Here is a 26,756-nt window from a genome sequence, read left to right on the forward strand (position 1 = left end):
GCCAGTCGATAGACGCATATAGGGCAGATCATGCGGCTTGATCAACGCGGCGATTCGGCCCATTCGAGTGTCATGACCGGCCAGCAGGACGATTTCAGCCACCTCGATCGCGCCGGCCGCGCCACGGCAAACGTCGCACGCAATCCGCGCTTGATGGTCAACGTCGTCATCGGTGCAAGCATCGCACTGGCCTGGCTGCTGCTTGCGGCGATGGCGATTCGCAGCGCCGAAGCCCAGATCAGCGCGCCAGGCGACACTTTGTTGCGTAACTTGCCGCAACTGCCGCTGCCTGCCGTCCTCGAACGGTTCTTCGCACTCTGCCTTTCCCCGGCGCCACTGGACGCAAGGATCGGTCCGCGTACGCTGGCGCTCATCCTCATGTGGTTTCTCATGGCAATCGCCACGATGCTGCCGTCCGCGGCACCGATGATCCGCACTTATTGCGAGATCGCCGATACAGCCCGGATCAAGGGGGAGCCAGTCGTCCATCCGCTGGTGCTGGTTGCCGGCTACCTCTGCGTCTGGCTTGCCGCCTCGATGCTGTTTGCGGCACTGACACTTGCCGTCCACGCATTCGCCGCCTCCGGAGGGATATTCGACCCGGTGCTTGGCGTTGCCGGTGGACTCGCCTTGCTGGTTGCCGGCCTCTACCAGTTCAGCGGCCTCAAGGAGGCCTGCCTGACAAAGTGCCGGAACCCGTTCTCGATCCTTTTTTCGAACTGGAGCCCGAGAACCGTCAGCATCTTCCGGCTCGGTCTCGCGCAAGGCATCTGGTGCCTGGGATGCTGCTGGGCATTGATGCTGGTGATGTTCGCAGTCGGCGTTATGAACGTCTTCTGGATGGCGCTGATCGGCGTGTTCACCCTGATTGAAAAACAGACGATGGGCAGTCTTCCAACCCGACTGGCTGGTGCGATACTGCTTGTCTGGGCAGCCGCGCTGCTAGTAATCTCGCTATAACCGGGGGAAATTCGATGTCAGATCAGAGCTGGGCAATGAGAGGAGAGCTCGTACTCTCCTGCAATTGCACGGTTTTTTGTCCTTGCGTTCTGTCGCTTGGCAGTCATCCTCCGACCGAGGGCTATTGCCAGACCTGGGCGGGTTTTCGTATCGACGCCGGTCATTTCGGAGAGGTCGACCTCTCCGGCCTCAACCTTGGGCTGATCATGGAAATCCCCGGTTACATGAGCCGCGGCAACTGGACCGCGGGCCTGTTCATCGACACCAGGGCCTCGGTGTACGCGGCCAAGGCTTTGACCAAGATCTTCACCGGCAAGGCCGGCGGGACGACGTCGCTGCTCTCGATCCTCGTCGGCAAGTTCCTGGGCGTCGAACAGGTGCCGATAACCTACGAGACACGGGACAAGACGCGTATTTTTCAGATACCGAAGATCATCGACGGGGCCGTCACGCCAATCGCGGGCAAGGACCGCGAGAAGGATACAGTGATCACGAATTCCGAATACTGGATCGCATCGGAGATCATCGTGGCCAGGTCCGACAAGAGCAAGATGCGGGCCTTTGGCCGCAACTGGAATTTCGCCGGCCGCTCGGCCGAGATCTGCAAACTTGATTGGCGGGGCCCGTGAGCAAGAACACAAAGGCCCGCAAGATCGCCGGGAAGATCACCGACCGGATTCCGCGGCCGAAGAAGAAGGTCACCTGGCCGCAGGCGCGCGCTTTTTCGGTGCATCTGCTGACCGCCTCCGGTTCGTTCCTGGCTTTCCTGTCGCTGGTGGCGGCGAGCGAGGAGCGCTGGACGGCCATGTTCTGGTGGCTCGGGCTGGCGCTGTTCGTCGATGGTATCGACGGGCCGATCGCCCGGAAGCTGGAGGTCAAGGAAATCCTGCCGACCTGGTCCGGCGAACTCCTCGACAACATTATCGATTACGTGACGTACGTGCTGATCCCTGCCTTCGCGCTCTACCAAAGAGGCTTCATGGGCGAGGGCCTGTCGTTCCTGTCGGCGGCTATCATCGTCGTGTCGAGTGCGATCTACTATGCCGACACCGGCATGAAGACGAAGGAGAACTTCTTCAAGGGATTCCCCGTGGTCTGGAACATGGTGGTGTTCACGCTGTTCGTCATCGAACCGGGACAATGGGTTTCGTTCGCGGTGGTCGTGGTGGCCGGCATTCTGACCTTTGTCCCGATAAATTTCATCCATCCGGTGCGGGTGGTGCGGCTGCGGCCGATCAATCTCGGCATGACGCTGCTGTGGTGCGCCTTCGGCGCGCTTGCGCTCGCGCAGGCGGCGCTCGCCGCTTTCTACGATCAGATCGGCGTGCTGGGCGAGCAGGTCAGCACTTTCACCAAGATCGGCATTACCGTTACCGGGCTCTATCTCGCAACCATTGGTGGCCTCATGCAGTTCTTTCCAAACCTCGGCGCCAAAAAAACCTGACCAACCGCTCTTCAAGGAATCCTGTCCATGTCCAAAGCCATCCGCATCCACGCCAATGGCGGCCCGGAAGTCCTGACCTATGAGGACGCCGATCCCGGCCAGCCTGGTTCGGGACAGATCCTGATCAGGCATACCGCTATCGGTCTCAACTTCATCGATGTCTATCATCGCTCGGGCCTCTATCCGCCGCCCGGCGGATTTCCGCTCGTTCCCGGCAGCGAAGCAGCCGGCGTGGTGCTGGAAGTCGGCCACGGCGTCGACTGGCTGAAGCCTGGCGACCGGATTGCCTATGCCGTGACGACGGGCGCTTATGCGCAGGAGCGCGTCATCGATGCCAGCCGCGTCGTCAAGGTGCCGGACGGCATCAGCGACGAACAGGCCGCCGCCATGATGCTGAAGGGCATGACCGCAGAATATCTCCTGCGCCGGACCTTCAAGGTGAAGGCGGGCGACACGATCCTGTTTCATGCCGCGGCCGGTGGCGTCGGGCTCATTCTGGGCCAATGGGCGAAGCATCTCGGGGCGACGGTCATCGGCACCGCCAGCTCTGCCGACAAGATCGAACTGGCCAAGGCGCATGGCTTCGACCATGTCATCAACTACAAGGAGCAGGATTTCGTCGCCGGCGTGGCCGCAATCACCGGCGGCGGGAAATGCGACGTCGTCTATGACTCGGTCGGTAACGACACATTTCCGGCCTCGCTCGACTGCCTGAAGCCGCTCGGCATGTTCGTCAGCTTCGGGCAGTCCTCGGGACCCATCCCGCCGTTCTCGATGTCGCTGCTGGCGCAGAAGGGCTCGCTGTTCGCCACGAGGCCGACGCTGTTCGTCTACAATGCAAAACGCGAGGATCTCGATGCGTCCGCCGCCGCACTGTTCGAGGTCGTGCTCAGCGGTGCCGTCGAGATCAAGATCAATCAGCGCTATGCGCTGAAGGACGCGGGCAAGGCACATCAGGATCTCGAGGGACGCAGAACGACAGGCACGACCATCCTGGTTCCGTGACGACGAACTGCCTGGGTTTTCAGCGTCCTGCCGCAGTCGCAGGCATGGTTTGCACGAAAAGCCAGCTGGCCATATCCTTGTCCGAGAAGGGCTAATCTTTACCCTTGAGTTTCCGCTGAAATTCTTGAAGCTCTTTCAAGTTGGGTGCTGCTTTCACACGAGAGCCGGCCGCGCATACGATGCTTGCGGGAACACAGAACATGTCCGGTAATCCGGATGGGAGGCACTGTGAGTGCAGATCATGATGGAGCGAACCTGCTCGAGGTTCGTGGCCTGACCAAGATATTCGGCACGCTGACAGCGTGCGACCATGTCGACCTCAACATCGCCAAGGGTGAAATCCACGCTTTGCTCGGCGAGAACGGCGCCGGCAAGTCGACGCTGGTCAAGATGCTGTTCGGCTCGCTGGAGCCCAATTCGGGCGAGATTTTCTGGAACGGCCAACCAGTGCGGATCACCAGCCCGGGCGTTGCCAAGAAGCTCGGCATCGGCATGGTGTTCCAGCATTTTTCGCTGTTCGAGGCGCTGACGGCCGCCGAGAACATCGCGCTGTCGCTGGATGACGGCTCGCCGATCAGCAGCATCGCGGCCAAGGCGAGGGCGCTTTCCTACAGTTACGGCCTGCCGCTCGATCCGGAATCGCTGGTCGGCGACCTGTCGGTCGGCGAGCGCCAGCGCATCGAGATCATCCGCTGTCTGCTGCAGACGCCGCAACTCATCATCCTTGACGAGCCGACATCGGTGCTGACACCGCAGGAGGCCGACAAGCTGTTCGAGACGCTGGAGCGACTGCGCGCGGAAGGCAAATCGATCCTCTACATTTCGCACCGGCTCGAAGAGGTCAAGCGCATCTGCGACCGCGCCACCGTGCTGCGGCACGGCAAGGTGGTCGGTCACTGCAACCCGCGCGAGGAGACAGCCGCCTCGCTCGCCCGCATGATGGTCGGCAGCGAGGTGCTGGCCGTGGTGCGGGCGCCGGTCGAGGGGATCGAAACCGCGCAGCCGCTGCTTGAAATCCGCGGCCTCAACCGCAAGCCGGCAACGCCGTTTTCCATTCCGCTCAAGAACATCAGCCTCAATGTCCGGGCCGGCGAGGTGATCGGCATTGCCGGCGTCGCCGGCAATGGCCAGGGCGAGTTCTTCGAATCCGTCTCCGGCGAGGTTTTGCAGCAGGATGCCGCATCGGTGCGCATCCGCGGCAAGGACGCCGGCGGCCTTACCATCACAGGGCGGCGCCTGCTGGGGGCTGCCTTCGTGCCGGAAGAGCGGCTCGGCCATGGTGCCGCGCCGCGCATGAAACTCTCGGAAAACCTCCTGCTGTCGCGACATGCTACGGATGGCAAGGCTTTTGTCGGCGCCGGTGGCATGGTCAAGAGCGGCGCCGTCTACGCCGCCTCGCAACGCATCATCGAGGCGATGGATGTGCGCAAAAGCGCGCCCGATCCTGAAGCCGCGGCACTTTCAGGCGGCAACCTGCAGAAATTCATCGTCGGTCGCGAACTCGACCGCCGGCCAAGCGTCATGGTGGTGAACCAACCGACATGGGGCGTCGATGCCGGAGCTGCAGCGCACATCCGTCAGGCGCTGATCGAGCTTTCGCGCAGCGGGTCGGCAGTGCTGGTGATCAGCCAGGATCTCGACGAGCTGTTCGAAATATCGGACGTTATCGCCGTCATGCACAATGGCGAATTGTCCAAGCCGATGCCGATCGCCGAAGCGACTTTCGAGAAGGTCGGCTTGCTGATGGGCGGCGCCGAACCCGGCCACGCCGAACATACGCTGGAGACGGCATGATGCGCCTCGAACTCGTCAAACGCCCGCAGCGCTCGGCGCTGTTCTCGATGCTGTCGCCGTTTATCGCGTTCGCGCTGACCATCATCGCCGGCGCGGTTCTGTTCGCGCTGCTCGGCGTCAATCCGCTCAACGCATTCAAGATCTATTTCATCGAGCCGATCAGCCAGGTCTGGCAGTTGCATGAGCTGGCGATCAAGGCCGCGCCGCTGATCCTGATCGCGGTCGGCTTGTCGGTCTGCTACAAGGCCAACATCTGGAACATCGGCGCCGAGGGCCAGTTCATCTTCGGTGCCATCTTCGGTTCCATCATTCCCGTGCTGTTTCCGCAATTCGAAGGCCCGCTGGTGTTGCCGCTGATGCTTCTGCTCGGCATGGTCGGCGGTGCGGCCTATGCGGCGATCCCGGCCTTGCTGAAGACCCGGTTCAACACCAACGAGATCCTGACCAGCCTGATGCTGGTCTATGTCGCCCAGTTGTTCCTCGACTGGCTGGTGCGCGGTCCATGGCGCGATCCGCAAGGCCACGGCTTTCCGCAGACGATCCAATTCAGCGATTCGGCCACCTTACCGGAGCTGATGCCGGACGCCGGACGCGCCAACTGGGGCTTTGTCTTCGCATTGGTTGCCGCGGTGCTGATCTGGATCCTGATGGGCCGCATGCTCAAGGGTTTCGAGGTCCGCGTGCTGGGCTCCAGCCCAAGGGCAGGACGCTTCGCCGGCTTCGGCCTCAACCGCATGGTGTTCTTTGCCTTCCTGCTGTCGGGGGCGCTCGCCGGCCTTGCCGGCATCTCGGAGGTTTCTGGCGCCATCGGGCAACTGCAGCCCGTGATTTCACCCGGTTATGGCTTCACCGCCATCATCGTGGCCTTCCTCGGCCGCCTCAATCCGCTCGGCATCATCGCCGCCGGTCTGGTGCTGGCGCTGACCTATCTCGGCGGCGAAGCGGTGCAAAGCGCGCTCGGTATCTCGGACAAGGTGGCTCGGGTGTTCCAGGGCATGCTTTTGTTCTTCGTGCTCGGCTGCGACACGTTCATTCACTACCGCATCCGGCTGATCGGCCTGGCGCTTACGAAACCAGATGGCGCCGCAAAGCTCGAAGCCGCGCCGAAGTTGAAGGAAGCCCGCTGATGGACATCACCGTCAACATCCTCTTGACCATCGCCACGGCGGCGACGCCGCTTTTGATCGCGGCGATCGGCGAACTGGTGGTCGAGCGCTCCGGCGTGCTCAATCTCGGCGTCGAAGGCATGATGATCATGGGTGCGGTCGGCGGCTTCGGCGCCGGCTACCTGACCGGCTCGCCCTGGATCGGCCTTTTGGCGGCGATCGTCATGGGCGCACTGTTCTCATTGCTGTTTGCCGTCATGACGCTGTCGCTCGCCACCAATCAGGTTGCGACCGGCCTGTCGCTGACACTGCTGGGCCTTGGCCTGTCTGGCATGATCGGAACGAGCTTCGTCGGCCAGCCTGGTGTCAGGCTGCCCAATCTCGACATTCCAGGCCTGAGCTCGATCCCGGTCCTCGGCAAGCTGCTATTCGGCCAGGACCCTGTGTTCTACATTTCAATCGCGTTGACGGCGGCCGTAATGTGGTTCCTGTTCAAGACGCGCACCGGGCTGACGCTGCGCTCGATCGGCGACAGCCACACTTCGGCCCATGCGCTCGGCATCAAGGTCATCCGCTACCGTTACCTCGCGGTGATCTTCGGCGGCGCTTGCGCCGGTCTTGCCGGCGGGCATCTGTCGCTCGTCTACACCCCACAATGGGTGGAGAACATGTCCGCTGGCCGCGGCTGGATCGCTCTCGCACTGGTCGTGTTCGCGTCGTGGCGGCCATGGCGGGTGCTGGCCGGCGCCTATATCTTCGGCGCCGTGTGGATCGGCCAGCTTCATGCACAGGCTTTTGGCATTCCGGTGCCCTCGCAGATGCTTTCTTCTCTGCCCTATCTGGCAACCGTCGTGGTTCTCGTTCTAATCTCGCGCAACAAGCGTCTGACGATGATGAACACGCCGGCATCCCTGGGGCAGCCATTCGTTCCGGATCGTTGACAACAACAAAAAGACGGGAAGCTCCTAGGCTTAACACAGAGAGGTAACACAATGAAAAAACTGCTTATCGCCCTGATGACGACGACAGCGACTTTGTCGCTGGCTGCGTCCGCAGAGGCCGCCGACAAGTTGAAGGCCTGCTGGGTTTATACCGGCCCGATCGGCGATTTCGGCTATTCCTACCAGCACGACCAAGGCCGCCTCGAAGTCGAGAAGGCGCTCGGCGACAAGGTCGAAACCGCCTATCTGGAGAACGTCTCCGAAGGCCCCGACGCCGACCGTGCTTTCGAGCGCCTGGCGCGCGAAGGCTGCAAGCTCATCTTCGGCACCTCGTTCGGTTTCATGGACGCCGAAGTGAAGGTCGCCAAGAAGTTTCCAAAGGTGATGTTCGAGCACGCCACCGGTTACAAGACCGGGGACAATCTCGGCATCTACAATGCGCGCTTCTATGAAGGCCGCTATGTGCTCGGCCAGATCGCCGCCAAGGAATCGAAGTCCGGCGTCGCCGGCTACATCGTCTCCTTCCCGATCCCGGAAGTGGTGATGGGCATCAACTCCTTCATGCTCGGCGCGCAATCGATCAATCCGAACTTCAAGGCCAAGATCGTCTGGGTGAACTCGTGGTTCGATCCGGGCAAGGAAGCCGACGCCGCCAAGGCGCTGTTCGACCAGGGCGCCGACATCATCGTCCAGCACACCGACTCGACCGCTGCCCTGCAGGTGGCCGAAGAGCGCAAGCTACACGGTTTCGGCCAGTCGTCCGACATGATCAAGTTCGCGCCGCACGCGCAGCTGACCTCGCTGACCGACGAATGGGGTCCGTACTACATCAGCCGCGTGCAGGCAGCCATCGATGGCACCTGGAAGCCGGACAATGTCTGGCTCGGCATCAAGGACGGCGCGGTCAAGCTCGCGCCCTACACCAACATGCCTGACGACGTGAAGGCGATGGCCGAAGCGACCGAAAAGAAGATCGCTGGCGGCTGGAACCCCTTCACCGGACCGATCGCCAAGCAGGACGGCTCGGCGTGGCTCAAGGACGGCGAGGTCGCCGATGACGGCACGCTGCTCGGCATGAATTTCTACGTCAAGGGCGTCGACGACAAGCTGCCTCAATAAGCAGCACGTCATATTCCAAATAGGAAAAGGGCGCCGCGAAGCGCCCTTTTCATTGCCTGGAGAAACTGACGGAAGGCTCAGACGGCCGAACCGTAGAGATCATAGGCGTCGGCGCGCTCGATCTTGACGGTGACGATGTCGCCGGCGCGCATCGGGCGGCGCGACTGGATGTGGACCGAACCATCGATCTCCGGCGCATCGTATTTGGTGCGGCCTTTTGCCGACATGCCGTGCGCTTCGTCGATCAGCACCGGCAGGCGCTTGCCGACCTTCCGGGCCAACTGCGCCGCCGAGATCTTCTGTTGGCGCTGCATGAAGCGGTGCCAGCGCGCTTCCTTGATCTCCTTAGGCACCTGCTCGAGGCCAAGGTCATTGGAGCGGGCGCCCCTGACCGGCTCGTATTTGAAGCAGCCGGCGCGATCGATCTTCGCTTCATCCAGCCAATCGAGCAGCATCTCGAAATCGTTTTCCGTTTCGCCGGGGAAGCCAACGATGAAGGTCGAGCGGATGGCGAGATCCGGGCACACGTCGCGCCAGCCGCGAATGCGCTCGAGCGTCTTTTCGCCATGCGCGGGCCGGCGCATGTTCTTCAGCACCTGCGGCGAGGCGTGCTGGAAGGGAATATCCAGATAGGGGAGGATTTTTCCCTCGGCCATCAGCGGGATGACGTCGGCGACATGCGGGTAGGGGTAGACATAATGCATGCGCACCCAGATGCCGAGTTTGCCCAGCTCCTCCGAGAGATCGAGGAATTTCGCGCGTACTTCGCGGTCGCCGAACATGGACGTCTGGTATTTGATGTCGATGCCGTAGGCGCTGGTGTCCTGCGAGATGACGAGGAGTTCCTTGACGCCGGCCTTGGCCAGTTTCTCGGCTTCGCGCAGCACATCGGCCGCCGGCCGCGAGACGAGATCGCCGCGAAGTGCCGGGATGATGCAGAAGGTGCAACGGTTGTTGCATCCTTCCGAAATCTTCAGATAGGCATAGTGGCGCGGCGTCAGCTTGACGCCCTGCGGCGGCAGGAGGTCGATGTAGGGATCGTGCGAGGGAGGGGCTGCCTCATGGACGGCAGCCATCACGCTCTCATAGGCCTGCGGCCCGGTGATCGCCAGCACGTTTGGATGCTTCTCGCGGATCACGTCCGGCTCGGCGCCCAGGCAGCCGGTGACGATGACCCTGCCGTTTTCCGAAAGCGCGGAGCCGATGGCGTTGAGCGACTCATCGCGGGCGGAATCAAGGAAACCACAGGTGTTGACGACAACGAGATCGGCACCGTCATGCTTGCGGGCGATCTCGTAGCCCTCGGCCCGCAGGCGCGTGATGATGCGTTCGGAATCGACAAGGGCTTTGGGACATCCGAGACTGACGAAGCTGACGCGCGGGGCGGACATGGGCGATTTTCCAATGGACGCGAACCGGAACACCGTCCGGCCCGCAGTCTCAACATATAACGGTTTGCATGGCTCCTGGCAGGAGCTCAATTCGGGCGGCGCAATAGCACGGCTTCCTCAATCAGGCAAACGGGGCCCTGCGCCCCCGGCCTGTGCGTCAGTGCCCGCCTGACCCGAACCATGGTGATAGGAAGGCAAAATGATCGGGGAATTGCTGCACGGCGCCGTCAACCAGCATCTTGACCGCGACATAGAGGATGATCACCAGGCCGATATAGGCAATCCAGCGGTATTTGTGCAGCAGGCGCGCGACGAACGACGCGGCAAAGCCCATCAACGCGATCGACAGCGCCAGTCCGACAATCAGCACCGTCGGATGGTTCATGGCCGCGCCCGCCACGGCAAGGACATTGTCGAGCGACATCGACACGTCGGCAATGACAATCTGCCAGGCGGCCTGTGAGAAGGTCTTGCTTGGCCCCTTGCCGGCGATAACGCCATCCTTGTCGAAATCGCCGTTCGACAGCGCTTCGGTGGCGTCGCGCTCGTCATCATGGCTGACCCGCAATTCGCGCCACATCTTCCAGCAGACCCACAGCAAAAGCAGGCCGCCGCCGATAAGCAGCATTGGACCAATGGTCAGCAGCCATTGCGTGATCAGGGCGAAGAAAATGCGAAGAACGGTGGCAGCCGCAATGCCGACAAGAATGGCTCGCTGGCGCTGGCTGGCGGGCAGGCCGGCCGCGGCGAGGCCGATGACGATGGCATTGTCGCCCGCGAGCGCAAGGTCGATGGCGATGACCTGGAGGAGAGCCGAAAAGCCCGCGGTGGTGAATATTTCCATCGACCTGGAAGCCCTTCGTCGAGTGTTCGTCGGCGATCGTCCGAACGGGCCTAAAGGCATGGTCCGTTGGCGTCAAGTCGCAGCGCCGGACAACGCTGGAAAACCATTTTTCGTTGCCGTGGAATTACAGGAGATTCTCAGCAAACGCCGGCGGCAAGCCAATGCCGGCGCAAGCCCGCGAGAAACTAATCGTAGAGATTGTACTTCGCCCAATCGGCTTCCGGAATCTCATCTCCGATCCGATAGCGGAGCTGGAGAACTTGCATATGGTCCGGGCCTGTCTGGCATTTGAATTTCAGCCGGTACCACTGTCCCTTGCTGCGGAACGCCGCGCCGGGGCTCCGGATGGCGTCGGCGCTCATCTGAGGCGTCGCGAAGGCGTATGCGACGACGCGGTCGGCCTTGAACTTGCGATCATCGTGGGTGATCCGGTCCAGGATTTCGGCATCGCAACGCTGCTCGAGGCGGGTCTGCGGATCAAGTTTCATCAGCCCGGCGCGCAAAGCGTTGTCCATCGCACTGGCCGGAAAAGCCAGCGTCAGGGACGCAATGGCCATCATGCAGAGTGTCTTCATGGGCGGGACAAGCAGCATGTTTTGTCTGAGAAATCAACCAACAGGGCCGTTCCATGCTCGGCAAACCCAGTATTCAGAGGCTCGGCGCAATCAAAATCTCGTGTCGGGCTTCATCGTGCGGGACCTGCGGCCAACGAACCAGCGAGGCGCGGCCGGCATCCGTGAGATCGTAAAGGCCGCGCTCGACCCTTGCAAACCAGCCGTAGACATTGTGCTGCAGAATCTTCGGCGCGATCGACGTCAAGGCTTTCAGATCGCGCGGCCGTTTGGGGCCGTCCGCAAGCGCGGCGGCGCAAATGAGGGCGCTCTGCCGATAGGCGGTCATGATCGGATTGCGCGATCCGCCGCCGGCGACAGGATCGCCGCGGCGGCGCTGGTGCTCGTCGACAAGGCGAGAACGCCGTCGCGCATTCTTTCGCAGCGCCATGGCGATCGGACTGAGAAGCACTTCGACCCGATCATTGGCGGTTACGCCAATCAGGCCGAAGCCGAGCCGACGGCAAAGGTTGCGGAACCTGGCATCGCTTTCGCGTCCCTTGCCCCGCGCCGACATGCGCGCCGCCAGCCACACCTCATCGCAAGCAGCCGCACGGTCGACGCCCTGCAGAACCAGTTCTAGATTGAACTGCAGCTTCAGCTCGCAGATGACGACGATCGGCGGCTCTCCCTCGCGCAGCGCGACGATATCGCAGCCGCCGATTTCCCCTTTCACGACGAAGTCGAGGTTTTCGAGGAAACGCTTCACCGGCGCATAGAGTGAGGTCTCGTTCATGCCGCATGGTCTAGCCGATTCGATATGAAAAGCCTCGCAGGCGAATGGCGTCGTCTGCCCCGCCGAGAGCGGGGATTCCGGAAGCGGTGCGGCATGGCTCAAGAATGAATTCTTTTGAGGAAAGCCAACAGCACGCGGTTGAACCGGTCGGGACGCTGCAAGGGCGCGAAATGACTGACGTCGGGAAGCATGACCAATTCCGATGCCGGTATGCTGCGGGCCAGATAGATGGCGTGCTCGTCCTTGATAAACTCGTCGTGCTCGCTTTGGACGACCGCCACGGGCACGCGGATCTCTCCCAGCTCGGCGGCGCCATAATTGGGTTCGCTCTTCATCATCAGGCTGACAGCTTTGACAAATGCATCGAATTGGCCTGGCGTGGCCGACAGCTCGGCATAATCCTTTTTGTGCCGGCTGAAACACCGCTCGATGACCGGACTGGCCTGGAATTCCTTCGTGCCGCTGGGATCCATATTGCAGCCGAAGAAGAACACACCCGCGATGCGATCGGCAGCCTTCATGCCAAGGATCAGGGCAACACACGCGCCATCGCTCCAACCTACCGCGGTAACCTTGTCCAATTGCAGGCGATCCATCACCGCAAGGACATCAGAGGCCACCAGTTCGTATTTGTATGACCGTTCGTCGCGGGTGCTGCGTCCATGGCCCCCGCTGTCGATAGTGACGACCTGATAGCCGTGCCCGACCAATGTCGGGACCTGAAATCCCCAATTGCCGCTATGGCCAAGGCCGCCATGCAACAAGATCACGGGAAAGCCCGTCCCAAACGCGGCGTACCAGATTTTTGCACCCTCGTGCTCCACTTGGCCTTCGTCCGCCGCGGCCGGCAAAGGAGCAGCACCATGCGCTTCGAATTTTGTGAGATCGTCGTCGCGATAATCCATGCCGAAAACAGCCTCGTGGCAAACGTCCAGGCCTACGTTATTGCTGGGGCACGCCGATACCAACCCACGAGGGGACACGACAGAGGAGATTGTGTTGCCTAACGGCCGATATTGACCGCACCTGTCGCCGCCTGATCCTGGCTGGTTCGCACCGGCCGATTTTCGTGGAGGGCTTCGCCCTCCGGCACTGCCCGATTCGATCGTTTCCTGCGACGCAGCAGCGGATAGCCGACCTGTCCGAAGTAGCTGGAGGGGACTGGATCATCGACGCCATATTTCTCGGGCGCTTTGTTGCCAGTCGCATTGTAGGTGCCGAACACCACGTCGAGGAAGGGCAACTGTCCGGCGAAGTTCTTGTCGTAGGCTTCGCGCTGGTTGGCATGGTGCCAGCGATGGAACTGCGGGCTGGCGATGAGCCACTTCAAGGGGCCGAACGGAATCCGCAAGTTCGAATGAACAAGCAGCGTGTGCCAGAAGTAGATGACGGAAAAGACGGCGATCGAGGCTTCGGAGAATCCGAGAAAAAAGATCGGTGTCAGCGAAATTGCCTTGGTGACTATGGCGTCGACGGGATGAGAGTGGAATGCACCGAGCCAGTCCAGTTCCTCGATGCCGTGATGGACTGCATGGAATTTCCAAAGCGCGGGGATTTCGTGAAACGCACGGTGTGCCCAGTAGACGCCTATGTCGGTAATCAGGATGATCTCGGCGACCTGCAGCCAGATGGGCTGGCCGCCGACCGCGCGCGTTACAGATTGCGGGACCAGCATTGCAGCGGCTTCGAGCGTGTTGGCCGCGAGCAGGATTATTACGGCCTTTACGACGAGGCCGTTGAACAGCACATAGATCAGGTCGACACCCAGGCCCTTGCGCAGGATCTTCTGCGGTCGCTCGGCAAACAGATGCTCGAACGGAATGAAGATCAGCGTGCAGATCAACAGCCCCTTTATGCCAAAAATATCCATTCGACCTGCTTATCGCCTTGCCTTTGGCCAGCGCCACCCGCGCTTCAGCTTCCGAACAGAACCACATTTCTCCTTTCCAAAGGCTTGACGCCGGCCGCTCGTGTCATGTTCCCGGCTATCATCCGACGAACGCACCCGGCGGTGTCACATTCGTGTCGCGATCTGGCGCTAGTTGTGCCAGTGCGCGCTTGTCGAACGCAGCGCAACGCGCGTCCTCCCAGGAATAACCCCTCCGGTCCCTGCCGGTGGGGTTTTTCATTTCGAGAACCATATTGTCGGTCGCGGGTTGTCCTTGCTATTGTGGCACTACGGCCAGCACGGGGACGCATCATGGACGCAAGTGAAATGAGTGCGATCGGCGACACCCTCATGAGGATCGTCACGCCCGACATGTCTCCCAAGCAGCTTGTCAAAGCCGCCCGGAAAGCGCACCCCAACGCCTCCAAGAAGGATATTGCGAGGGCAGCCTTCTTCTCGATCATCGCAAACGCGGATCAGGACATCGGCAAGGCCAAGAACCTGCAGGCATTTGCCATTGCGGAGCGCACACAGCAGTCGGACTGAGCAAGTCGGCGCCTTGGCGTTGGGCGAGCTTGCCATTGCTGCGCAATCACGCCTTCATCGCCGCGGATAAGCCGCCCGGCAGACTGACATCACGGTATCGCGCAGCCAGCGATGGGCCGGGTCGGCGTCCATGCGGGGATGCCACATCGCCGATATCTTGAACTCCGGAATGGGAAGCGGGAGCTCGAAGCACTCAAGACCCGTCGTGACGGCATGGTCGCTTGCGCCGTCGTTGCCGAAACATGAGCGCGGCACGGTCGCGACCAGATCCGACTGGCGAACAATCCGCATTGCATCGGGATAGCCGGGCACGACAACCGCGACGGTGCGCCCAAGGCCAAGCTTGCCCAAGGCGCCATCGATCGGCTCGACGACATTTCCTTCCCGTGACGCCACGACATGCTTGCAAGCGGCATAGCGTTGGGGCGTGACGCCCGCGCCCGTCAGAAGCGGATGTCCGGCCCGGATCACACCGGCATATTTGTCGTGGAACAGGAACTGGGTGCGTATCTCGGGCGCGGATGTGCCAAGCAAACCGATCTCCAGATCGATGAGACCTTCCCGGAGCGGGCGCGCATCCTTGTCGGGCTTGGGTGCGAAGCGCAGGCGGACACGAGGCGCCGCACGGGTAACTGCAACCACGACCGGGCCGGACAGGAATTCCAGGAACGCTTCGCTGGCGCGAATGGTGAACGTCAATTCCAGCGTCGCTAAGTTCAAGCGCATGTTTTGCGGCCGCAGAACCGATCGCACATCCCGGGTGAGCTCATGGACACGATCGTGCAATTCCGCGGCGTGCGGCGTGGGCACAAGCCCGCGTCCGGCCCGGACGAGCAGCGGGTCGCCGGTGGCTGCGCGAAGTCGCGTGAGCGTCCGGCTCATCGCCGAGGTGCTCAGGCCGAGTCGGCGGGCCGCCCCCGTCACGCTGCCTTCGGCAAGCAAGACGTCCAGCGCTACGAGAAGGTTCAGGTCCACATTGTCCATGGCACAACCTTATCCCAGCTGTTTTGGCAGACATAGCGTCAGATGCAACCATACTTTGAATTTGGCGCGTCTGGCGCACGGCTTCCGGTTGCCCATATTTGCGGTCACCCCAGACAACGAAGGAGATTGCCCAATGTCCACAAACGTCTTGAACACCCCGTCAGGTACTGTCCTCATCGTCGGCGCATCGCGCGGCCTCGGCCACGCAATGGCGGCCGAGTTTCTCAGGAAAGGCTGGAACGTCGTCGGCACGATTCGGAAAGGCAGCGGCCGGACCAAACTGCACGACCTCACGGACGAGTTCGAAGGCCGGCTCGAAATCGAGACGGTCGACATCTGCGAGCCCGATCAGGTCGCGGCCTTGCGCGACCGGCTGTCGGGCCGGGTATTCGACATATGTTCGTCAATGCCGGCGTTAGCAACAACCCGACTGAAACGATCGCCGATGTGACGACCGACGAGTTCGTGCGCGTGATGGTCACAAATGCGCTCAGCCCGATGCGCGTCCTCGAGAGCCTGGAGCAATGCGTCCCGGCGACCGGCCTGATCGGCGTGATGTCGTCCGGGCAGGGCAGCATCTCCAACAACGAGACAGGTCAACGCGAGGTCTACCGCGGCAGCAAAGCGGCGCTGAACATGTTCATGCGAAGCTTCGCGGCCCGTCATGCCGCAACGTCGCGTGCCATGGTGCTGATGGCGCCCGGCTGGGTCCGTACGGAATTGGGAGGGCCGGAAGGACGGCTGAGCATCGAGGAGAGCGTGCCGAGCCTTGTCAACGTTCTGCTTGCCAGACAGGGAACCCCGGGGTTGACGTATGTCGACTATCTCGGCCGCACCGTCCCCTGGTGATATGACGTTCACGAGCAGGGGATTGGCGGAGGGAGTGGGATTCGAACCCACGGTGAACTTGCGCCCACGCCGGTTTTCAAGACCGGTGCCTTAAACCGCTCGGCCATCCCTCCGGGCCTTGATTTCGTTAGCTTTTCTGGCGTTCTGTGCTCGGCCATGCGGGCCGCTGCTACCATTTGCTACCGAATGCCCATTTCGATCCACACATGGACTGCGTTTGCTGCGACCCCTCCTAGCAACATGCATAGGGGTATGACAACTCCGGTTGCTCCTAATTGTTGAGCGATGAAGGCCGAGCCGAAAAAGGCAACGATCCCCACGAACAGCGAGATTGGGATGAACAGAAATGATGACTTCAAGCCCTTATGGTAGGTGACATAGGCGGAAGGCGCCAGCCATAGAGCGATGATCAACAAGCTACCGATCACGCGTTTCCTCCCCCTTTGGAATTTGCCGCTCGGATAGCAGCATCAACCTCTTCCGCAGCATCAGCATGCATTCCTGGCATCACATGCGAATAAAGGTCCAGCGTGATCCCGATCGTCGAATGCCCAAGGCGCTCGCTGGCGACCTTCGGATGAACGCCGGCAAGCATCTGTGGAGCGTAGGTATGCCGAAGATCGTGGAAGCCGATGCGGGGCAGGGTTGTCTTGCCGATGATGCGAGGCAACGCGTCAACACTCAGATGTAAGGAGCAGAATGTCCGATGAACATCTTGCTACCATTTTGCTACCGAACTCGGTAGCAGCATCCGGTACGAAACGGGAGCAATAGTGCAGAGCTTCGCCTATCCGATTGATTTTCCGGTACATGGCCGGATGGCGCAGGACGGATCAATACGCCAATAAGCGAATTTCAAGACCGGTGCCTTAAAACGCTCGGCCATCCCTCCGCTATGGTTTTCCAACCACTTAGGACATTAGCGACCGGTCGTTTTTGAGCAGTTGGCACCGAATTGGCACCGAAGGCGTTCCCGACCGGTTCGCTGTTCATTCCTGTAGTGCGGCATTGAGGGCCGCGTCAACCACCGCTGCGGCGCCTTCCTGCTGTCCTGGCAGAAGGTGTGCATAAATGTTCAGCGTAGCCGACGGGTTGGCATAACCGGCGCGCGCTGACCCGACTAGGCTACCAGACCGGCGAGGGCATGGACGATCGAGAACTCGACGACGAGCGGGAACAGCCCGACTTCAACTGAAATTCAACACCGTGTTGAATATGGCCGCTGCCTCCCGGTGGCGGCATCTTAGCGGTCACTACGGGAGAAGAAATTCCTCAGAAGTTGACTGCCGGTCGCGCCGGCCGACCCGGTGGCCTCATCCCGCCACCTGCTGGTCTCTTTGTTATGCTGCTTATAGTCCTGGCGAAGTCGCTGCGCCCTTGCCGCATCCGATCTGGCTGCAGCCAGTCGGGCCGATTGGTCACCGTCCGGAAGGCGCAGTGGCACTGCGAATACGACCCTGCTTACGGCCTGGGACCGGCTGTCCATGCCACCTTCCGCTCCAGTCCCCCAGACCCTGATGAACTCCTTGCCGTCGGCCGAAGATTCGGCCGTCACGGCGACATCGAAGTCGACGCGGACGAACCCGAACTCAGGAAGCATGGACAGATTGCTGCCAGGATCGCCACGGAATGACGCATTGACGTTCTCGCCGATCTCAGTGTCCTGCGCTTTAGCAACGCCGGAGAGTATCTGTCCCAGGGTCTCTGAGATGAATTGTTCCAAGTCCATTTTTCTTCCCCGCACATGGGTGCGTCCATTCGGAACTGCTAATATTTGCAGGAAAGAGTTGGCACCGCAATTGGCCCGGCGGTTTCGGCTTCCGGGGCCTTCTATTGCAATCTCGGTTGGACCCGGTCCAGGCATCGAATGGGGATATCGGGCCAAGTCGCCTTGGCGCATTCTGCGTCTGTAACTGCCGCAACGGGCTCGCCTTGCACACTGGCGGCTTGTGTGGCCGTGGATCCGAGGAGGAATGTTTGCGTCAGGAGGGCCGAGAAGGCGGCGACTTGAAGCAGCACTGCGGCAAAGGCGATTTTCTTGAGCATGCGAGAGAACGTTGTTGATGGCCACCCGGTTCCGTCAGGTAAGGCGCTTGCCAATCATTCATCGATAGGAACATATTCCCGGCGCGGCGATTTCTTCCTTCCTGGGCCGCACCATGTCCAAGACCATCGCCAACGCCATTCGCAGCCGTGAGACGTTCTACGTCACGTGCGGCCAACCCATGTGCAATCATTCACCCAGCTCGACCTGGAGGCGCTAGGCGCCCGCCTGGGGCTCGACCACGGCGCCATGCATAACGACCTGGTGAAAGGTGTTCCGGTGCGATCAATGCAAGCAAGCGGGCATGGACCAGCGGCCAGTGTTCTTCACCTGCTTCCCGGATTATGGCCGATTCGATCGGGAGAGGATTGGCATTGGCACCGAACTTGGCACCGGACAGGCAGGGAAGGGTAGGGACGAGGTAGGATGAAGGCTTGCGAGCGGCAGAGAAAAAGCGGGGAAAACCGGGCTATTCGGGACCGCAGATGACAGCGCGGGATGGCTTTCACCACGTTTCAAGACCGGTGCCTTAAACCGCTGGGCCATCCCTCCGGTGACTGCACTGCTCTATGTGCCAGGCGAAGGACAAGCAGCGCCACAATCTTGCCCGGTTCCGGCCACAATCGATTAATACCGTGATAAACAATTCCTGCGCACAAAGGATCGGGGTTCGAGGCGTCGTTGGCATTGCGAGTGAGTGCTTTGGCTCCTCTGATGGTCGGATACGACGTCTTTGGTTGAGACTTTAGGGGGCAATCAAGAATGCAGGCTGTGACGCACCCGCGTCTTCGTCGCGTTGCCACAGTTGCGTTGCTGGCAGCATCGGCTGCATTGCTTGCCGCTTGCGCTTCCCAGCCCGAGCCGAAAGGCATGGTCCACAAGAAGACCCGTTCCAAGGAATATTTCGCCGAGACCGAGTATGGCGTGAAGGCCAGTCCGCGCGCCGCCTTCATGCGGCGCGGCGGCGGCCGCGACCAGCTTGGCAAGCCCTATCAGGTGCGTGGCAAGTGGTATTATCCCAAGGAAGACAAGAAGTACGCCAAGGTGGGTCTGGCCTCGTGGTATGGCGACGCCTTCCATGGCCGGCTGACCGCCAATGGCGAGGTCTACGACACGGCGCATCTGACGGCGGCGCATCCGACCATGCCGCTGCCCAGCTATGCCCGCGTCACCAACCTCGAAACCGGCAGTTCGGTCATCGTGCGCGTCAACGATCGCGGCCCGTACCATGAGGGCCGCATCATCGATGTCTCGGAGCGAGCCGCGCAGATGCTGGACTACGACAAGGTCGGCACCGCAAAGGTGAAGGTCGAATATGTCGGCCGCGCGCCGCTGGACGGCAATGACGACCAATACCTGATGGCCTCCTACCATCCAGGCAACCGGATACCGGACCCATCGGATGGGCTGCCGACCGGCGTCATGGTGGCCATGAACGGCCCGTCGCCGAGCCTTCCGGTGGGTGCCGCCGCAGTGCCGTTTCCAGGTCAGCTGACCGATGCCGCGACCCAGGTCCAGGGACAGATGTCGGCGCAATCACCCGCGTTCGGCGATCTGGTGCTGCCCGATTTCGGGCCGCTCGTGCCGGAACGGCCGGAGATCGGCCTGCCGCCGCAATCGCCGTTCGCCATGGCCTCGCTGTCCTATGCGGATGAACGCGTCCATCGCGCGGATGTCTTTGCCGCTCTGGACGACAGCGGCTTGTCGCCCGCCGACATCCTGCGGTCGTGGAAAAGGACCAGCCGCCAAGCGGCGCCTTCCAGTTCCGACTATGTCGCCGCCGGCACGTTCGACGATGCCACCGAAGCCAAACGTGTGGCCTCGGCACTAAAGCCCTTCGGCAGAATAGACATCCAGCGTTCCGATCTCGACGGCAACGACTGGTATGCGGTCAACCTCTATCCGGACGGCCATGGCGGCCTAGACGAGTTGCTGAAGGCGGCATGGTCGCACGGCGCACCCGACGCGCTGGTCGTGCGCGACTGAGAGCCGGCTGTCCGCCCGGCAGTTGATCCCTCAGCGAAAAAGCCCGATAGTTTCGGCACGCCGGAGGGGCCGGCCAACGGGTCGAATTTCATGCAGTTTCGCTTGCTACAGCCTTTCGCCGGGTTTTTTCTCCTCGGCCTCCTGCTTACGCTTTCGCCGGCCCACGCGCAGCTTTTCGAGACCAAGGCCGCACAGGCCTTCATGATCGATGCCGACACCGGCACGGTGCTGTTTTCGAAAGATGCCGACAAACCCATTCCGCCGGCCTCGCTGGCCAAGCTGATGACGATGGAAGTGGTTTTCAACGCCCTCAAGTCCGGGCGCCTCAAACTCGACGATACGTTCGTGGTCAGCGAGAACGCCTGGCGCAAGGGCGGCGCGCCGTCGGGAACCTCGACGATGTTCGCCAAGCTCAAATCGGCGATCCGGCTCGAGGACCTGATCCAGGGGGTGACCGTGCAGGCCGCGAATGACGGCTGCATCGTCATCGCCGAAGGCATGGCCGGGTCCGAGGACAATTTTGCCGGAGAGATGACCGAACGGGCGCGCCAGATCGGGCTCAAGACATCGACTTTCGTCAATTCCACCGGACTGCCGGCGGATGGCCAGCAGACAACCGTGCGCGAATTGGCGCAGCTCGCCCTGCATCTGTGGCGCGAATACCCGGATTTCTATCGTTACTATGGCTTGAAGGATTTCACCTGGAACAAGATCTCGCAGAGGAACCGCAACCCGCTGCTGGCGATGGACATCGGCGCCGACGGCCTGGCGGTCGGCGCCAGCGAGACATCCGGCTTCGGCATCGTCGCTTCGGTCAGCCACGACGGCACGCGGGTGATCGCGGCAATGAGCGGGCTGGCCAATGACAAGGAGCGTGCCGAAGAGGCGCGCAAACTGCTCGATTGGGGCGTTCGATCGTTCGAGAAGACCGAGATTTTCGCCAAGGACGAGGTGGTCGGAGAGGCCCAGGTGTTTGGCGGTGCGAAATCCGGCGTGACACTGAAGGCAAAAGGTCCGATCGACATCTTCCTGCCGATCACCAACCGCGACAAGCTGACGGCCAGGATCATCTATACCGGTCCGGTCGCAGCCCCGGTGGAGGAGGGGCAACCGGTGGGTGCGCTGCGCGTCTGGATCGGCGATACGCTGAGCCAGGAGACACCGTTGTTCGCCGCCGAGTCGATCGGCGTCGGCACGTTGCCGCAACGCGCGCTCGATGCCGTCAAGGAACTGGCGATCGGCTGGCTTCGATAGCACCGACGGCATGGACGTTTTCCCGAACGCGGACTATCTAGAGCGCAACAATCCACTCAAACACGGATAAAGGCCCTCGGTTGACGCGCGGATTTTTCATCACCTTCGAAGGCGGCGAAGGCGCAGGCAAGTCGACACAGATCGAGCGACTGGCCACGAAGATGCGCGCCAAGAAGTATGATGTCCTGCGCACGCGTGAACCGGGCGGCTCGCCGGGCGCCGAAGCAGTCCGGCATGTGCTGCTTTCGGGCGCCGCCGAACCGTTCGGGCCGAAGATGGAAGCGCTGCTCTTCGCTGCCGCGCGTTCCGACCATGTCGAGCAGGTCATCCGTCCGGCGGTCGAGCGCGGCTCCATCGTGCTTTGTGACCGCTTCCTGGATTCCTCGCGTGTCTATCAGGGCGTCACGGGCGGGATCGATCCGGCATTCATGGCCATGCTGGAGCAGGTCGCCATCAACGGCATGATGCCCGACCTGACGCTGATCTTCGATATCGACCCGGCGGAGGGTTTGAAGCGCGCATCATTGCGGCGCGGCAGCGATGCCGCCGCCGACCGCTTCGAAAAGGAGACGCTGGCCATCCACCAAGCCCGCCGCGAAGCGTTCCTGGAGATCGCGGCGGCAGAGCCGGAACGCTGCATCGTCGTCGATGCATCGGCCGATCCGGACACGGTGGAGGATGTCGTCACGGCGGCCGTGTTCGCGGCACTGGAGGCAAGGGCGTCCGCGCGCAACAGGCAGGTCGCACCGGTATGATCTTCGAACGCATCGCGCCGGAACAGCATGATACGCTGGACGGCGTGCCGGAACCCGCTGAAACGCCGCGCCTGGTCGGGCACGGGCAGGCCGCCGCCATGCTGGCCGCCGCCTATCGCGCGGGAAAACTTCCGCATGCACTGATCTTCGCCGGGCCGGTCGGGATCGGCAAGGCGACGCTCGCCTTCCATCTTGCCCACCACCTTTTGAAGTATCCGGCCTTCGACCAGGCGCCCGGTAACCTTGCGGTTCCCGATCCGGCCTCGCCGCTGTTTCGCCAGATCGCCACCGGCGCGCATCCCGGCGTGCTGCACCTGACCCGCCCCTTGAACGACAAGACCAAGAGCTTCAAGACCGTCGTCACCGTCGACGAAATCCGCAAGGTCAGCCGCTTCCTGTCGCTGACTTCGCACGACGGCAGCTACCGGGTGGTGATCGTCGATCCGGCCGACGACATGAATGCCAATGCGGCCAATGCCTTGCTGAAGAATCTCGAGGAACCGCCTGCACGGACCCTGTTCATTCTCATCGTCCATGCGCCGGGCAGTCTGCTGCCGACGATCCGCTCGCGCTGCCAGGTGGTGCGGCTGACGCCGCTCGACGCCAGCGAACTGATGGCGGTGCTGGAGACCGCGGAGCCGCCGCCGCCGGACGATCCGGCCGCGCGAGCCGCACTGGTCGAGCGGGCAGGGGGAAGCGCGCGCAGCGCGATCCTGTTGACGCAGTATGGCGGGCTGGAGATCGCGCAGACGCTCGATGGCCTGGTGGCGAGGGGAAAGAGCGATATTGCCGGTGCCTACCGCCTGGCCGAGGCCGTCGCGAGCAAAGACCAGGCGATCCAGTTTGAGATCTTCAATCGTCGCGCGCTGGACCTTCTGTCGGACGCGGCAAGCCAGGCGGCGAGGGCTGGCGATCTCAAGCGGGCCAAAACGCTCTCCGATACTTGGCACGAGGCCTTGGACGCTATATCTGAGACGGACACCTACAATCTCGACAAGAAGCAGCACGCCCTGACCATGATCGACCGCTTGAATTCTGCAATGCGAATGTGACGGCCATTTTTGGTGCATGCCCGTTGCCCCAAAACCGGGGCACTTTTGGGCGGCATGCATTGGTCTCGGGATGGCAATCGCCATTCCGATGCGATATCCACCGCCACGGCTCCCATTCAGACATTCATGACGGTTCATTCATGTCACGCGACACATTCTACATCACGACCGCGATTTCCTATCCGAACGGCAAGCCGCATATCGGCCATGCTTACGAGCTGATCGCCACGGACGCGCTTGCCCGCTTCCAGCGGCTCGACGGCAAGCAGGTCTTCTTCCTCACCGGCACCGACGAGCACGGCATCAAGATGCTGCAGACGGCGAAGAAGGAAGGCATTTCGGCGCGCGAACTGGCTGACCGCAACTCGGCCGAGTTCAAGTGCATGGCAATCGCGCTCAACGCCTCCAACGACGATTTCATCCGGACCACGGAGGAGCGGCATTACGCGGCTTCGCAGGCGATCTGGAAGGCGATGGCCGCCAATGGCGACGTCTACAAGGGCGGCTATGCCGGCTGGTACTCGGTGCGCGACGAAGCCTATTACGGCGAGGAGGAGACCGAAGTCCGTCCCGACAATGTCCGCTACGGGCCGCAGGGAACGCCGGTCGAATGGGTCGAGGAGGAGAGCTATTTCTTCCGGCTGTCGGCCTACCAGGACAAGCTCATTGCGCTTTATGAAGACCAGCCCGACTTCATCGGCCCGGCCGAGCGCCGCAACGAGGTGATGAGCTTCGTCAAGTCGGGCCTGAAGGACCTGTCGATCTCGCGCACCACCTTCGACTGGGGCGTGCCGGTGCCAGGTGACGACAAACACGTGATGTATGTGTGGGTCGATGCGCTAACGAATTACATCACCGGCGTCGGCTATCCCGATGAAAAAGCTGACAACTGGCGGTTTTGGCCAGCCGATGCGCACATCATCGGCAAGGACATCGTGCGCTTCCACGCGGTTTATTGGCCGGCCTTCCTGATGTCGGCCGGCATCCCGCTGCCGAGGCGCGTCTTCGGCCACGGCTTCCTGTTCAACCGCGGCGAGAAGATGTCGAAATCGGTCGGCAACGTCATCGACCCATTCACCATGATCGAGCATTACGGCCTCGACCAGGTGCGGTACTTCTTCCTGCGCGAAGTGCCGTTCGGGCAGGACGGCAGCTACAGCCATGAAGCGATCGTCAACCGCACCAACGCGGATCTGGCCAATGGTCTCGGCAATCTGGCGCAGCGCTCGCTGTCGATGATCGCCAAGAACTGCGGCGGCGTGGTGCCGAAGCGCGGCGATCTGGCAGAAGCAGACAAGGTGATCCTGGATCAGGCGGTCGACGCACTCGCCACCGCGCGCAAGGCAATGGCCGAACAGGGCATCCATCTGGCACTGGCGGCGATCTTCGGCGTGGTTGCGGAAGCCGACCGGTATTTCGCCGGGCAGGAGCCCTGGGCGCTCAAGAAAACCAATCCGGAGCGCATGGAAACGGTGCTGTGGACGACGGCCGAATTGGTCCGGCGCGTGGCGGTTCTATGCCAGCCCTTCATTCCGGGCTCGGCCGGCAAGCTGCTCGACCTCCTGGCGGTGCCGGCGGACAATCGCGATTTCGTGCATGTCCACGCCGACCATGCGCTTGTGTCCGGCACATCGCTGCCTGCGCCAGAGGGCGTGTTTCCGCGCTATGTCGAACAGACGGACGCGAACGCCTGATGCTCGTCGACAGCCATTGTCATCTGGACTTTCCGGACTTTGCCGAGGAGCGGGCGGCCATCGTCGCCCGCGCCAAGGCGGCCGGTATCGGCCGCATGGTGACGATCTCCACGCGCGTGAAGCGGTTTCAGCAAATCCTTGAGATCGCAGAGACTTTCGACGAAGTCTATTGCTCGGTCGGCACCCATCCGCACAATGCCGCCGAGGAACTCGACGTCACCGCCGCCGACCTTGTCCGCCTGTCCGCTCATCCAAAGGTGGTGGCGATCGGTGAAGCGGGGCTCGATTATTTCTACGACAAGGCGCCCCGCGAGGCGCAGGCGCAGGGTTTTCGCGCCCATATCGCCGCCGCTCGCGAGACCGGGCTGCCTCTCGTCATCCATTCGCGCGATGCCGACGAGGATATGGCCGCCATTCTCGAGGACGAGACCGGGAAGGGCGCCTTCCCGTTCATCCTGCATTGTTTTTCGTCGGGACGGCGGCTCGCCGAGGTCGGCGTGTCGTTAGGCGGCTATGTGTCGTTCTCGGGCATCCTGACTTTCAAGAACTCGGTCGAATTGCGCGCCATCGCCGCCGATGTGCCGCACGACCGGCTGCTCGTCGAAACCGACGCGCCATACTTGGCGCCGGTGCCGTTTCGCGGCAAGCGCAACGAGCCGGCCTATGTCGCGCAGACCGCCAAGGTACTGGCCGAGATAATCGGTGTCACCGAGGCTGAAATCGCAGCGGTGACGACCGACAATTTCTTTCGGTTGTTTGGAAAAATGCCACGCCCGGACCAGCGGGCGCTCAATGAGTGACCGGCTGCGCCTGACCATTCTCGGCTGCGGGTCGTCGCCAGGCACGCCGCGCATCACCGGCGACTGGGGCAATTGCGACCCCGCAAATCCCAGGAACCGGCGCATGCGCACGGCCGCGCTTGTCGAGCGTATTGCCGCCAATGGCGGCCGCACCACCGTCGTCATCGACACCGGGCCGGATTTCCGCGAGCAGATGCTGATGGCTTCAGTCAGGCGCATCGATGGCGTGATCTACACTCATCCGCATGCCGACCACATCCACGGCATCGACGATCTGCGCGGCTATGTGCTGGAACAACGGCATCGCATCGACATCCATGCCGACGAGCCGACCATGCAGCGGTTGCGCGAGGCGTTCGGCTATTGCTTCCAGACGCCGCCAGGCAGCTCCTATCCGCCAATCGTCGACGCCCACATCATCGACCATGCCAGGCCGATCGTGATCGAAGGAGAGGGGGGTGCCCTCACCTTCGAGCCGCTGCCACAGATCCATGGCGACATCATTTCGCTGGGTTTCCGCATCGGCGGGCTCGCCTACTGTCCCGATATCAGCGACTTTCCCAAGGCCACCGCCGAACGGCTGCGAGGTCTCGAAATGCTGGTCATCGATGCGCTGCAGTACAACACGCATCCAAGCCATCTTTCGCTTGGCCAGGCGCTGGATTGGATCGGGTTGCTTTCGCCCGGAAAAGCCGTGCTGACGCACATGCACGTGCCGCTCGATTACGCCGCCGTGATGGCTGAAACGCCCGACAATGTCGAACCAGCCTATGATGGCATGGTGATAGAAATCCCATACGAGTCAGAACGATAGAGACAGCTGCTCAGCCGGCTTTTCAAGTCGCCGCTCGAATGTTCGACCGTGAGTTCAAAGTCGTGAAGTGGCGGTGTGCTACCGTTCACGATGTTCGCCGCCAATGGCCGAAACCGCGGCACTTCCAGGGTTGTGGCTC

At 61.8% G+C, this 26,756-nt stretch carries 28 protein-coding genes and 1 tRNA gene; 18 read left to right on the plus strand and 11 right to left on the minus strand.

The genetic code is table 11. From position 1 onward, the window contains the following. Window positions 1-30: 30 nt before the first annotated feature. The 8 genes from C7I87_RS14620 (at window position 31) to C7I87_RS14655 (ending at window position 8,369) form a co-directional block, all read left to right on the plus strand. The gene (locus C7I87_RS14620; RefSeq protein ID WP_149904870.1) at window positions 31-960 is read left to right on the plus strand and encodes a DUF2182 domain-containing protein; all 930 of its coding nucleotides are present in this window, start codon (window positions 31-33) and stop codon (window positions 958-960) included. 14 nt (window positions 961-974) lie between these two features. Then, entirely contained in the window at window positions 975-1,589 is a 615-nt protein-coding gene (locus tag C7I87_RS14625) for a DUF1326 domain-containing protein (RefSeq protein ID WP_149904871.1), read from the plus strand. After that, the gene (gene pcsA, locus C7I87_RS14630; RefSeq protein WP_281409056.1) at window positions 1,586-2,404 is read left to right on the plus strand and encodes a phosphatidylcholine synthase; all 819 of its coding nucleotides are present in this window, start codon (window positions 1,586-1,588) and stop codon (window positions 2,402-2,404) included. Before C7I87_RS14625 ends, pcsA begins: the two co-directional genes overlap by 4 nt. A 27-nt stretch (window positions 2,405-2,431) precedes the next feature. Beyond that, the gene (locus C7I87_RS14635; protein ID WP_149904873.1) at window positions 2,432-3,409 is read left to right on the plus strand and encodes a quinone oxidoreductase family protein; all 978 of its coding nucleotides are present in this window, start codon (window positions 2,432-2,434) and stop codon (window positions 3,407-3,409) included. Between the two features lie 216 nt (window positions 3,410-3,625). Then, window positions 3,626-5,203, plus strand: a complete 1,578-nt coding sequence (locus C7I87_RS14640) for an ABC transporter ATP-binding protein (RefSeq protein WP_188393841.1) — start codon at window positions 3,626-3,628, stop codon at window positions 5,201-5,203. Further along, window positions 5,200-6,330 carry an ABC transporter permease gene (locus C7I87_RS14645; RefSeq protein ID WP_149904875.1) on the plus strand — a complete coding sequence of 377 codons (1,131 nt, stop codon included), beginning with the start codon at window positions 5,200-5,202 and terminating at the stop codon, window positions 6,328-6,330. The genes C7I87_RS14640 and C7I87_RS14645 overlap by 4 nt, the downstream gene beginning before the upstream one ends. Further along, window positions 6,330-7,250, plus strand: a complete 921-nt coding sequence (locus C7I87_RS14650) for an ABC transporter permease (RefSeq protein ID WP_149904876.1) — start codon at window positions 6,330-6,332, stop codon at window positions 7,248-7,250. The genes C7I87_RS14645 and C7I87_RS14650 overlap by 1 nt, the downstream gene beginning before the upstream one ends. A gap of 51 nt (window positions 7,251-7,301) precedes the next feature. Further along, window positions 7,302-8,369: a BMP family ABC transporter substrate-binding protein gene (locus tag C7I87_RS14655; RefSeq protein WP_149904877.1), complete on the plus strand. Its 1,068-nt coding sequence runs from the start codon at window positions 7,302-7,304 to the stop codon at window positions 8,367-8,369. Between the two features lie 77 nt (window positions 8,370-8,446). On the opposite strand, the gene rimO is transcribed toward C7I87_RS14655, so the two are convergent. The 6 genes from rimO to C7I87_RS14685 form a co-directional block, all read right to left on the minus strand. Next, window positions 8,447-9,760: a 30S ribosomal protein S12 methylthiotransferase RimO gene (gene rimO / locus C7I87_RS14660; RefSeq protein ID WP_149904878.1), complete on the minus strand. Its 1,314-nt coding sequence runs from the start codon at window positions 9,758-9,760 to the stop codon at window positions 8,447-8,449. Window positions 9,761-9,917: 157 nt separating this feature from the next. Further along, entirely contained in the window at window positions 9,918-10,604 is a 687-nt protein-coding gene (locus C7I87_RS14665) for a TerC family protein (RefSeq protein WP_149904879.1), read from the minus strand. 185 nt (window positions 10,605-10,789) lie between these two features. Beyond that, window positions 10,790-11,197 (minus strand): DUF930 domain-containing protein, encoded by a 408-nt coding sequence (locus C7I87_RS14670; protein WP_188393842.1) that lies wholly within the window; start codon window positions 11,195-11,197, stop codon window positions 10,790-10,792. A 55-nt stretch (window positions 11,198-11,252) separates the two neighbouring features. Continuing rightward, entirely contained in the window at window positions 11,253-11,951 is a 699-nt protein-coding gene (locus tag C7I87_RS14675) for a DUF2161 domain-containing phosphodiesterase (protein ID WP_149904881.1), read from the minus strand. Between the two features lie 98 nt (window positions 11,952-12,049). Then, a complete protein-coding gene (locus C7I87_RS14680; protein ID WP_149904882.1) occupies window positions 12,050-12,856 on the minus strand; it encodes an alpha/beta fold hydrolase in 807 nt (268 codons plus the stop codon). Window positions 12,857-12,954: 98 nt separating this feature from the next. Continuing rightward, window positions 12,955-13,821 carry a sterol desaturase family protein gene (locus C7I87_RS14685; protein WP_149904883.1) on the minus strand — a complete coding sequence of 289 codons (867 nt, stop codon included), beginning with the start codon at window positions 13,819-13,821 and terminating at the stop codon, window positions 12,955-12,957. Window positions 13,822-14,151: 330 nt separating this feature from the next. On the opposite strand from C7I87_RS14685, the gene C7I87_RS14690 reads away from it, so the two are divergent. Further along, on the plus strand, window positions 14,152-14,385 hold the full coding sequence (locus tag C7I87_RS14690) for a hypothetical protein (RefSeq protein ID WP_149904884.1): 234 nt from the start codon (window positions 14,152-14,154) through the stop codon (window positions 14,383-14,385). A 54-nt stretch (window positions 14,386-14,439) separates the two neighbouring features. Here the strand turns inward: C7I87_RS14690 and C7I87_RS14695 are convergent, their stop codons facing one another. Continuing rightward, window positions 14,440-15,369, minus strand: coding sequence for a LysR family transcriptional regulator (locus tag C7I87_RS14695; protein WP_149904885.1), 930 nt, complete (start codon window positions 15,367-15,369; stop codon window positions 14,440-14,442). 55 nt (window positions 15,370-15,424) lie between these two features. Between C7I87_RS14695 and C7I87_RS36470 the strand changes: the two genes are divergently transcribed. Further along, the gene (locus tag C7I87_RS36470; RefSeq protein ID WP_281409057.1) at window positions 15,425-15,820 is read left to right on the plus strand and encodes an SDR family NAD(P)-dependent oxidoreductase; all 396 of its coding nucleotides are present in this window, start codon (window positions 15,425-15,427) and stop codon (window positions 15,818-15,820) included. Then, a complete protein-coding gene (locus C7I87_RS14700) occupies window positions 15,766-16,218 on the plus strand; it encodes an SDR family oxidoreductase (protein WP_281409058.1) in 453 nt (150 codons plus the stop codon). The genes C7I87_RS36470 and C7I87_RS14700 overlap by 55 nt, the downstream gene beginning before the upstream one ends. Window positions 16,219-16,241: 23 nt before the next feature. Here the strand turns inward: C7I87_RS14700 and C7I87_RS14705 are convergent. The 4 genes from C7I87_RS14705 to C7I87_RS14725 form a co-directional block, all read right to left on the minus strand. Then, window positions 16,242-16,331 (minus strand) — tRNA-Ser (locus tag C7I87_RS14705). 66 nt (window positions 16,332-16,397) lie between these two features. Next, entirely contained in the window at window positions 16,398-16,646 is a 249-nt protein-coding gene (locus C7I87_RS14710) for a hypothetical protein (protein ID WP_149904886.1), read from the minus strand. Further along, window positions 16,643-16,888, minus strand: a complete 246-nt coding sequence (locus tag C7I87_RS14715; RefSeq protein ID WP_246696275.1) for a tyrosine-type recombinase/integrase — start codon at window positions 16,886-16,888, stop codon at window positions 16,643-16,645. Before C7I87_RS14715 ends, C7I87_RS14710 begins: the two co-directional genes overlap by 4 nt. 573 nt (window positions 16,889-17,461) lie before the next feature. After that, on the minus strand, window positions 17,462-17,947 hold the full coding sequence (locus C7I87_RS14725) for a hypothetical protein (RefSeq protein WP_149904887.1): 486 nt from the start codon (window positions 17,945-17,947) through the stop codon (window positions 17,462-17,464). 1,077 nt (window positions 17,948-19,024) lie between these two features. Between C7I87_RS14725 and C7I87_RS14735 the strand changes: the two genes are divergently transcribed. The 7 genes from C7I87_RS14735 to C7I87_RS14765 all read left to right on the plus strand — a co-directional run bounded on the left by C7I87_RS14735 (window position 19,025) and on the right by C7I87_RS14765 (window position 26,617). Beyond that, on the plus strand, window positions 19,025-20,248 hold the full coding sequence (locus C7I87_RS14735; protein ID WP_149904889.1) for a septal ring lytic transglycosylase RlpA family protein: 1,224 nt from the start codon (window positions 19,025-19,027) through the stop codon (window positions 20,246-20,248). Window positions 20,249-20,338: 90 nt separating this feature from the next. Continuing rightward, on the plus strand, window positions 20,339-21,502 hold the full coding sequence (locus tag C7I87_RS14740; protein ID WP_149904890.1) for a D-alanyl-D-alanine carboxypeptidase family protein: 1,164 nt from the start codon (window positions 20,339-20,341) through the stop codon (window positions 21,500-21,502). 80 nt (window positions 21,503-21,582) lie between these two features. Beyond that, complete coding sequence (tmk, locus tag C7I87_RS14745; RefSeq protein WP_149904891.1) at window positions 21,583-22,257, plus strand: dTMP kinase; 675 nt, start codon at window positions 21,583-21,585, stop codon at window positions 22,255-22,257. After that, window positions 22,254-23,309, plus strand: coding sequence for a DNA polymerase III subunit delta' (locus C7I87_RS14750; protein ID WP_149904892.1), 1,056 nt, complete (start codon window positions 22,254-22,256; stop codon window positions 23,307-23,309). Before tmk ends, C7I87_RS14750 begins: the two co-directional genes overlap by 4 nt. Before the next feature lie 140 nt (window positions 23,310-23,449). Next, the gene (gene metG / locus C7I87_RS14755; RefSeq protein WP_149904893.1) at window positions 23,450-25,003 is read left to right on the plus strand and encodes a methionine--tRNA ligase; all 1,554 of its coding nucleotides are present in this window, start codon (window positions 23,450-23,452) and stop codon (window positions 25,001-25,003) included. Then, on the plus strand, window positions 25,003-25,803 hold the full coding sequence (locus C7I87_RS14760; protein WP_149904894.1) for a TatD family hydrolase: 801 nt from the start codon (window positions 25,003-25,005) through the stop codon (window positions 25,801-25,803). Before metG ends, C7I87_RS14760 begins: the two co-directional genes overlap by 1 nt. Then, on the plus strand, window positions 25,796-26,617 hold the full coding sequence (locus C7I87_RS14765; protein WP_149904895.1) for an MBL fold metallo-hydrolase: 822 nt from the start codon (window positions 25,796-25,798) through the stop codon (window positions 26,615-26,617). Before C7I87_RS14760 ends, C7I87_RS14765 begins: the two co-directional genes overlap by 8 nt. Window positions 26,618-26,756: the final 139 nt, after the last annotated feature.

It is taken from the genome of Mesorhizobium sp. SARCC-RB16n, assembly GCF_008520305.1.
GTDB lineage: Bacteria > Pseudomonadota > Alphaproteobacteria > Rhizobiales > Rhizobiaceae > Mesorhizobium.

Excerpts from the sequence above, each read along its gene's own strand:
- C7I87_RS14620 (WP_149904870.1), top strand. The coding sequence starts at position 31 with ATGCGGCTTGATCAACGCGGCGATTCGGCCCATTCGAGTGTCATGACC.
- C7I87_RS14625 (WP_149904871.1), top strand. The coding sequence starts at position 975 with ATGTCAGATCAGAGCTGGGCAATGAGAGGAGAGCTCGTACTCTCCTGC.
- C7I87_RS14635 (WP_149904873.1), top strand. The coding sequence starts at position 2,432 with ATGTCCAAAGCCATCCGCATCCACGCCAATGGCGGCCCGGAAGTCCTG.
- C7I87_RS14640 (WP_188393841.1), top strand. The coding sequence starts at position 3,626 with ATGGGAGGCACTGTGAGTGCAGATCATGATGGAGCGAACCTGCTCGAG.
- C7I87_RS14645 (WP_149904875.1), top strand. The coding sequence starts at position 5,200 with ATGATGCGCCTCGAACTCGTCAAACGCCCGCAGCGCTCGGCGCTGTTC.
- C7I87_RS14650 (WP_149904876.1), top strand. The coding sequence starts at position 6,330 with ATGGACATCACCGTCAACATCCTCTTGACCATCGCCACGGCGGCGACG.
- C7I87_RS14655 (WP_149904877.1), top strand. The coding sequence starts at position 7,302 with ATGAAAAAACTGCTTATCGCCCTGATGACGACGACAGCGACTTTGTCG.
- rimO (WP_149904878.1), bottom strand. The coding sequence starts at position 9,760 with ATGTCCGCCCCGCGCGTCAGCTTCGTCAGTCTCGGATGTCCCAAAGCC.
- C7I87_RS14665 (WP_149904879.1), bottom strand. The coding sequence starts at position 10,604 with ATGGAAATATTCACCACCGCGGGCTTTTCGGCTCTCCTCCAGGTCATC.
- C7I87_RS14670 (WP_188393842.1), bottom strand. The coding sequence starts at position 11,197 with ATGCTGCTTGTCCCGCCCATGAAGACACTCTGCATGATGGCCATTGCG.
- C7I87_RS14675 (WP_149904881.1), bottom strand. The coding sequence starts at position 11,951 with ATGAACGAGACCTCACTCTATGCGCCGGTGAAGCGTTTCCTCGAAAAC.
- C7I87_RS14680 (WP_149904882.1), bottom strand. The coding sequence starts at position 12,856 with ATGGATTATCGCGACGACGATCTCACAAAATTCGAAGCGCATGGTGCT.
- C7I87_RS14685 (WP_149904883.1), bottom strand. The coding sequence starts at position 13,821 with ATGGATATTTTTGGCATAAAGGGGCTGTTGATCTGCACGCTGATCTTC.
- C7I87_RS14690 (WP_149904884.1), top strand. The coding sequence starts at position 14,152 with ATGGACGCAAGTGAAATGAGTGCGATCGGCGACACCCTCATGAGGATC.
- C7I87_RS14695 (WP_149904885.1), bottom strand. The coding sequence starts at position 15,369 with ATGGACAATGTGGACCTGAACCTTCTCGTAGCGCTGGACGTCTTGCTT.
- C7I87_RS14700 (WP_281409058.1), top strand. The coding sequence starts at position 15,766 with ATGTTCGTCAATGCCGGCGTTAGCAACAACCCGACTGAAACGATCGCC.
- C7I87_RS14725 (WP_149904887.1), bottom strand. The coding sequence starts at position 17,947 with ATGGACTTGGAACAATTCATCTCAGAGACCCTGGGACAGATACTCTCC.
- C7I87_RS14735 (WP_149904889.1), top strand. The coding sequence starts at position 19,025 with ATGCAGGCTGTGACGCACCCGCGTCTTCGTCGCGTTGCCACAGTTGCG.
- C7I87_RS14740 (WP_149904890.1), top strand. The coding sequence starts at position 20,339 with ATGCAGTTTCGCTTGCTACAGCCTTTCGCCGGGTTTTTTCTCCTCGGC.
- C7I87_RS14750 (WP_149904892.1), top strand. The coding sequence starts at position 22,254 with ATGATCTTCGAACGCATCGCGCCGGAACAGCATGATACGCTGGACGGC.
- metG (WP_149904893.1), top strand. The coding sequence starts at position 23,450 with ATGTCACGCGACACATTCTACATCACGACCGCGATTTCCTATCCGAAC.
- C7I87_RS14760 (WP_149904894.1), top strand. The coding sequence starts at position 25,003 with ATGCTCGTCGACAGCCATTGTCATCTGGACTTTCCGGACTTTGCCGAG.
- C7I87_RS14765 (WP_149904895.1), top strand. The coding sequence starts at position 25,796 with ATGAGTGACCGGCTGCGCCTGACCATTCTCGGCTGCGGGTCGTCGCCA.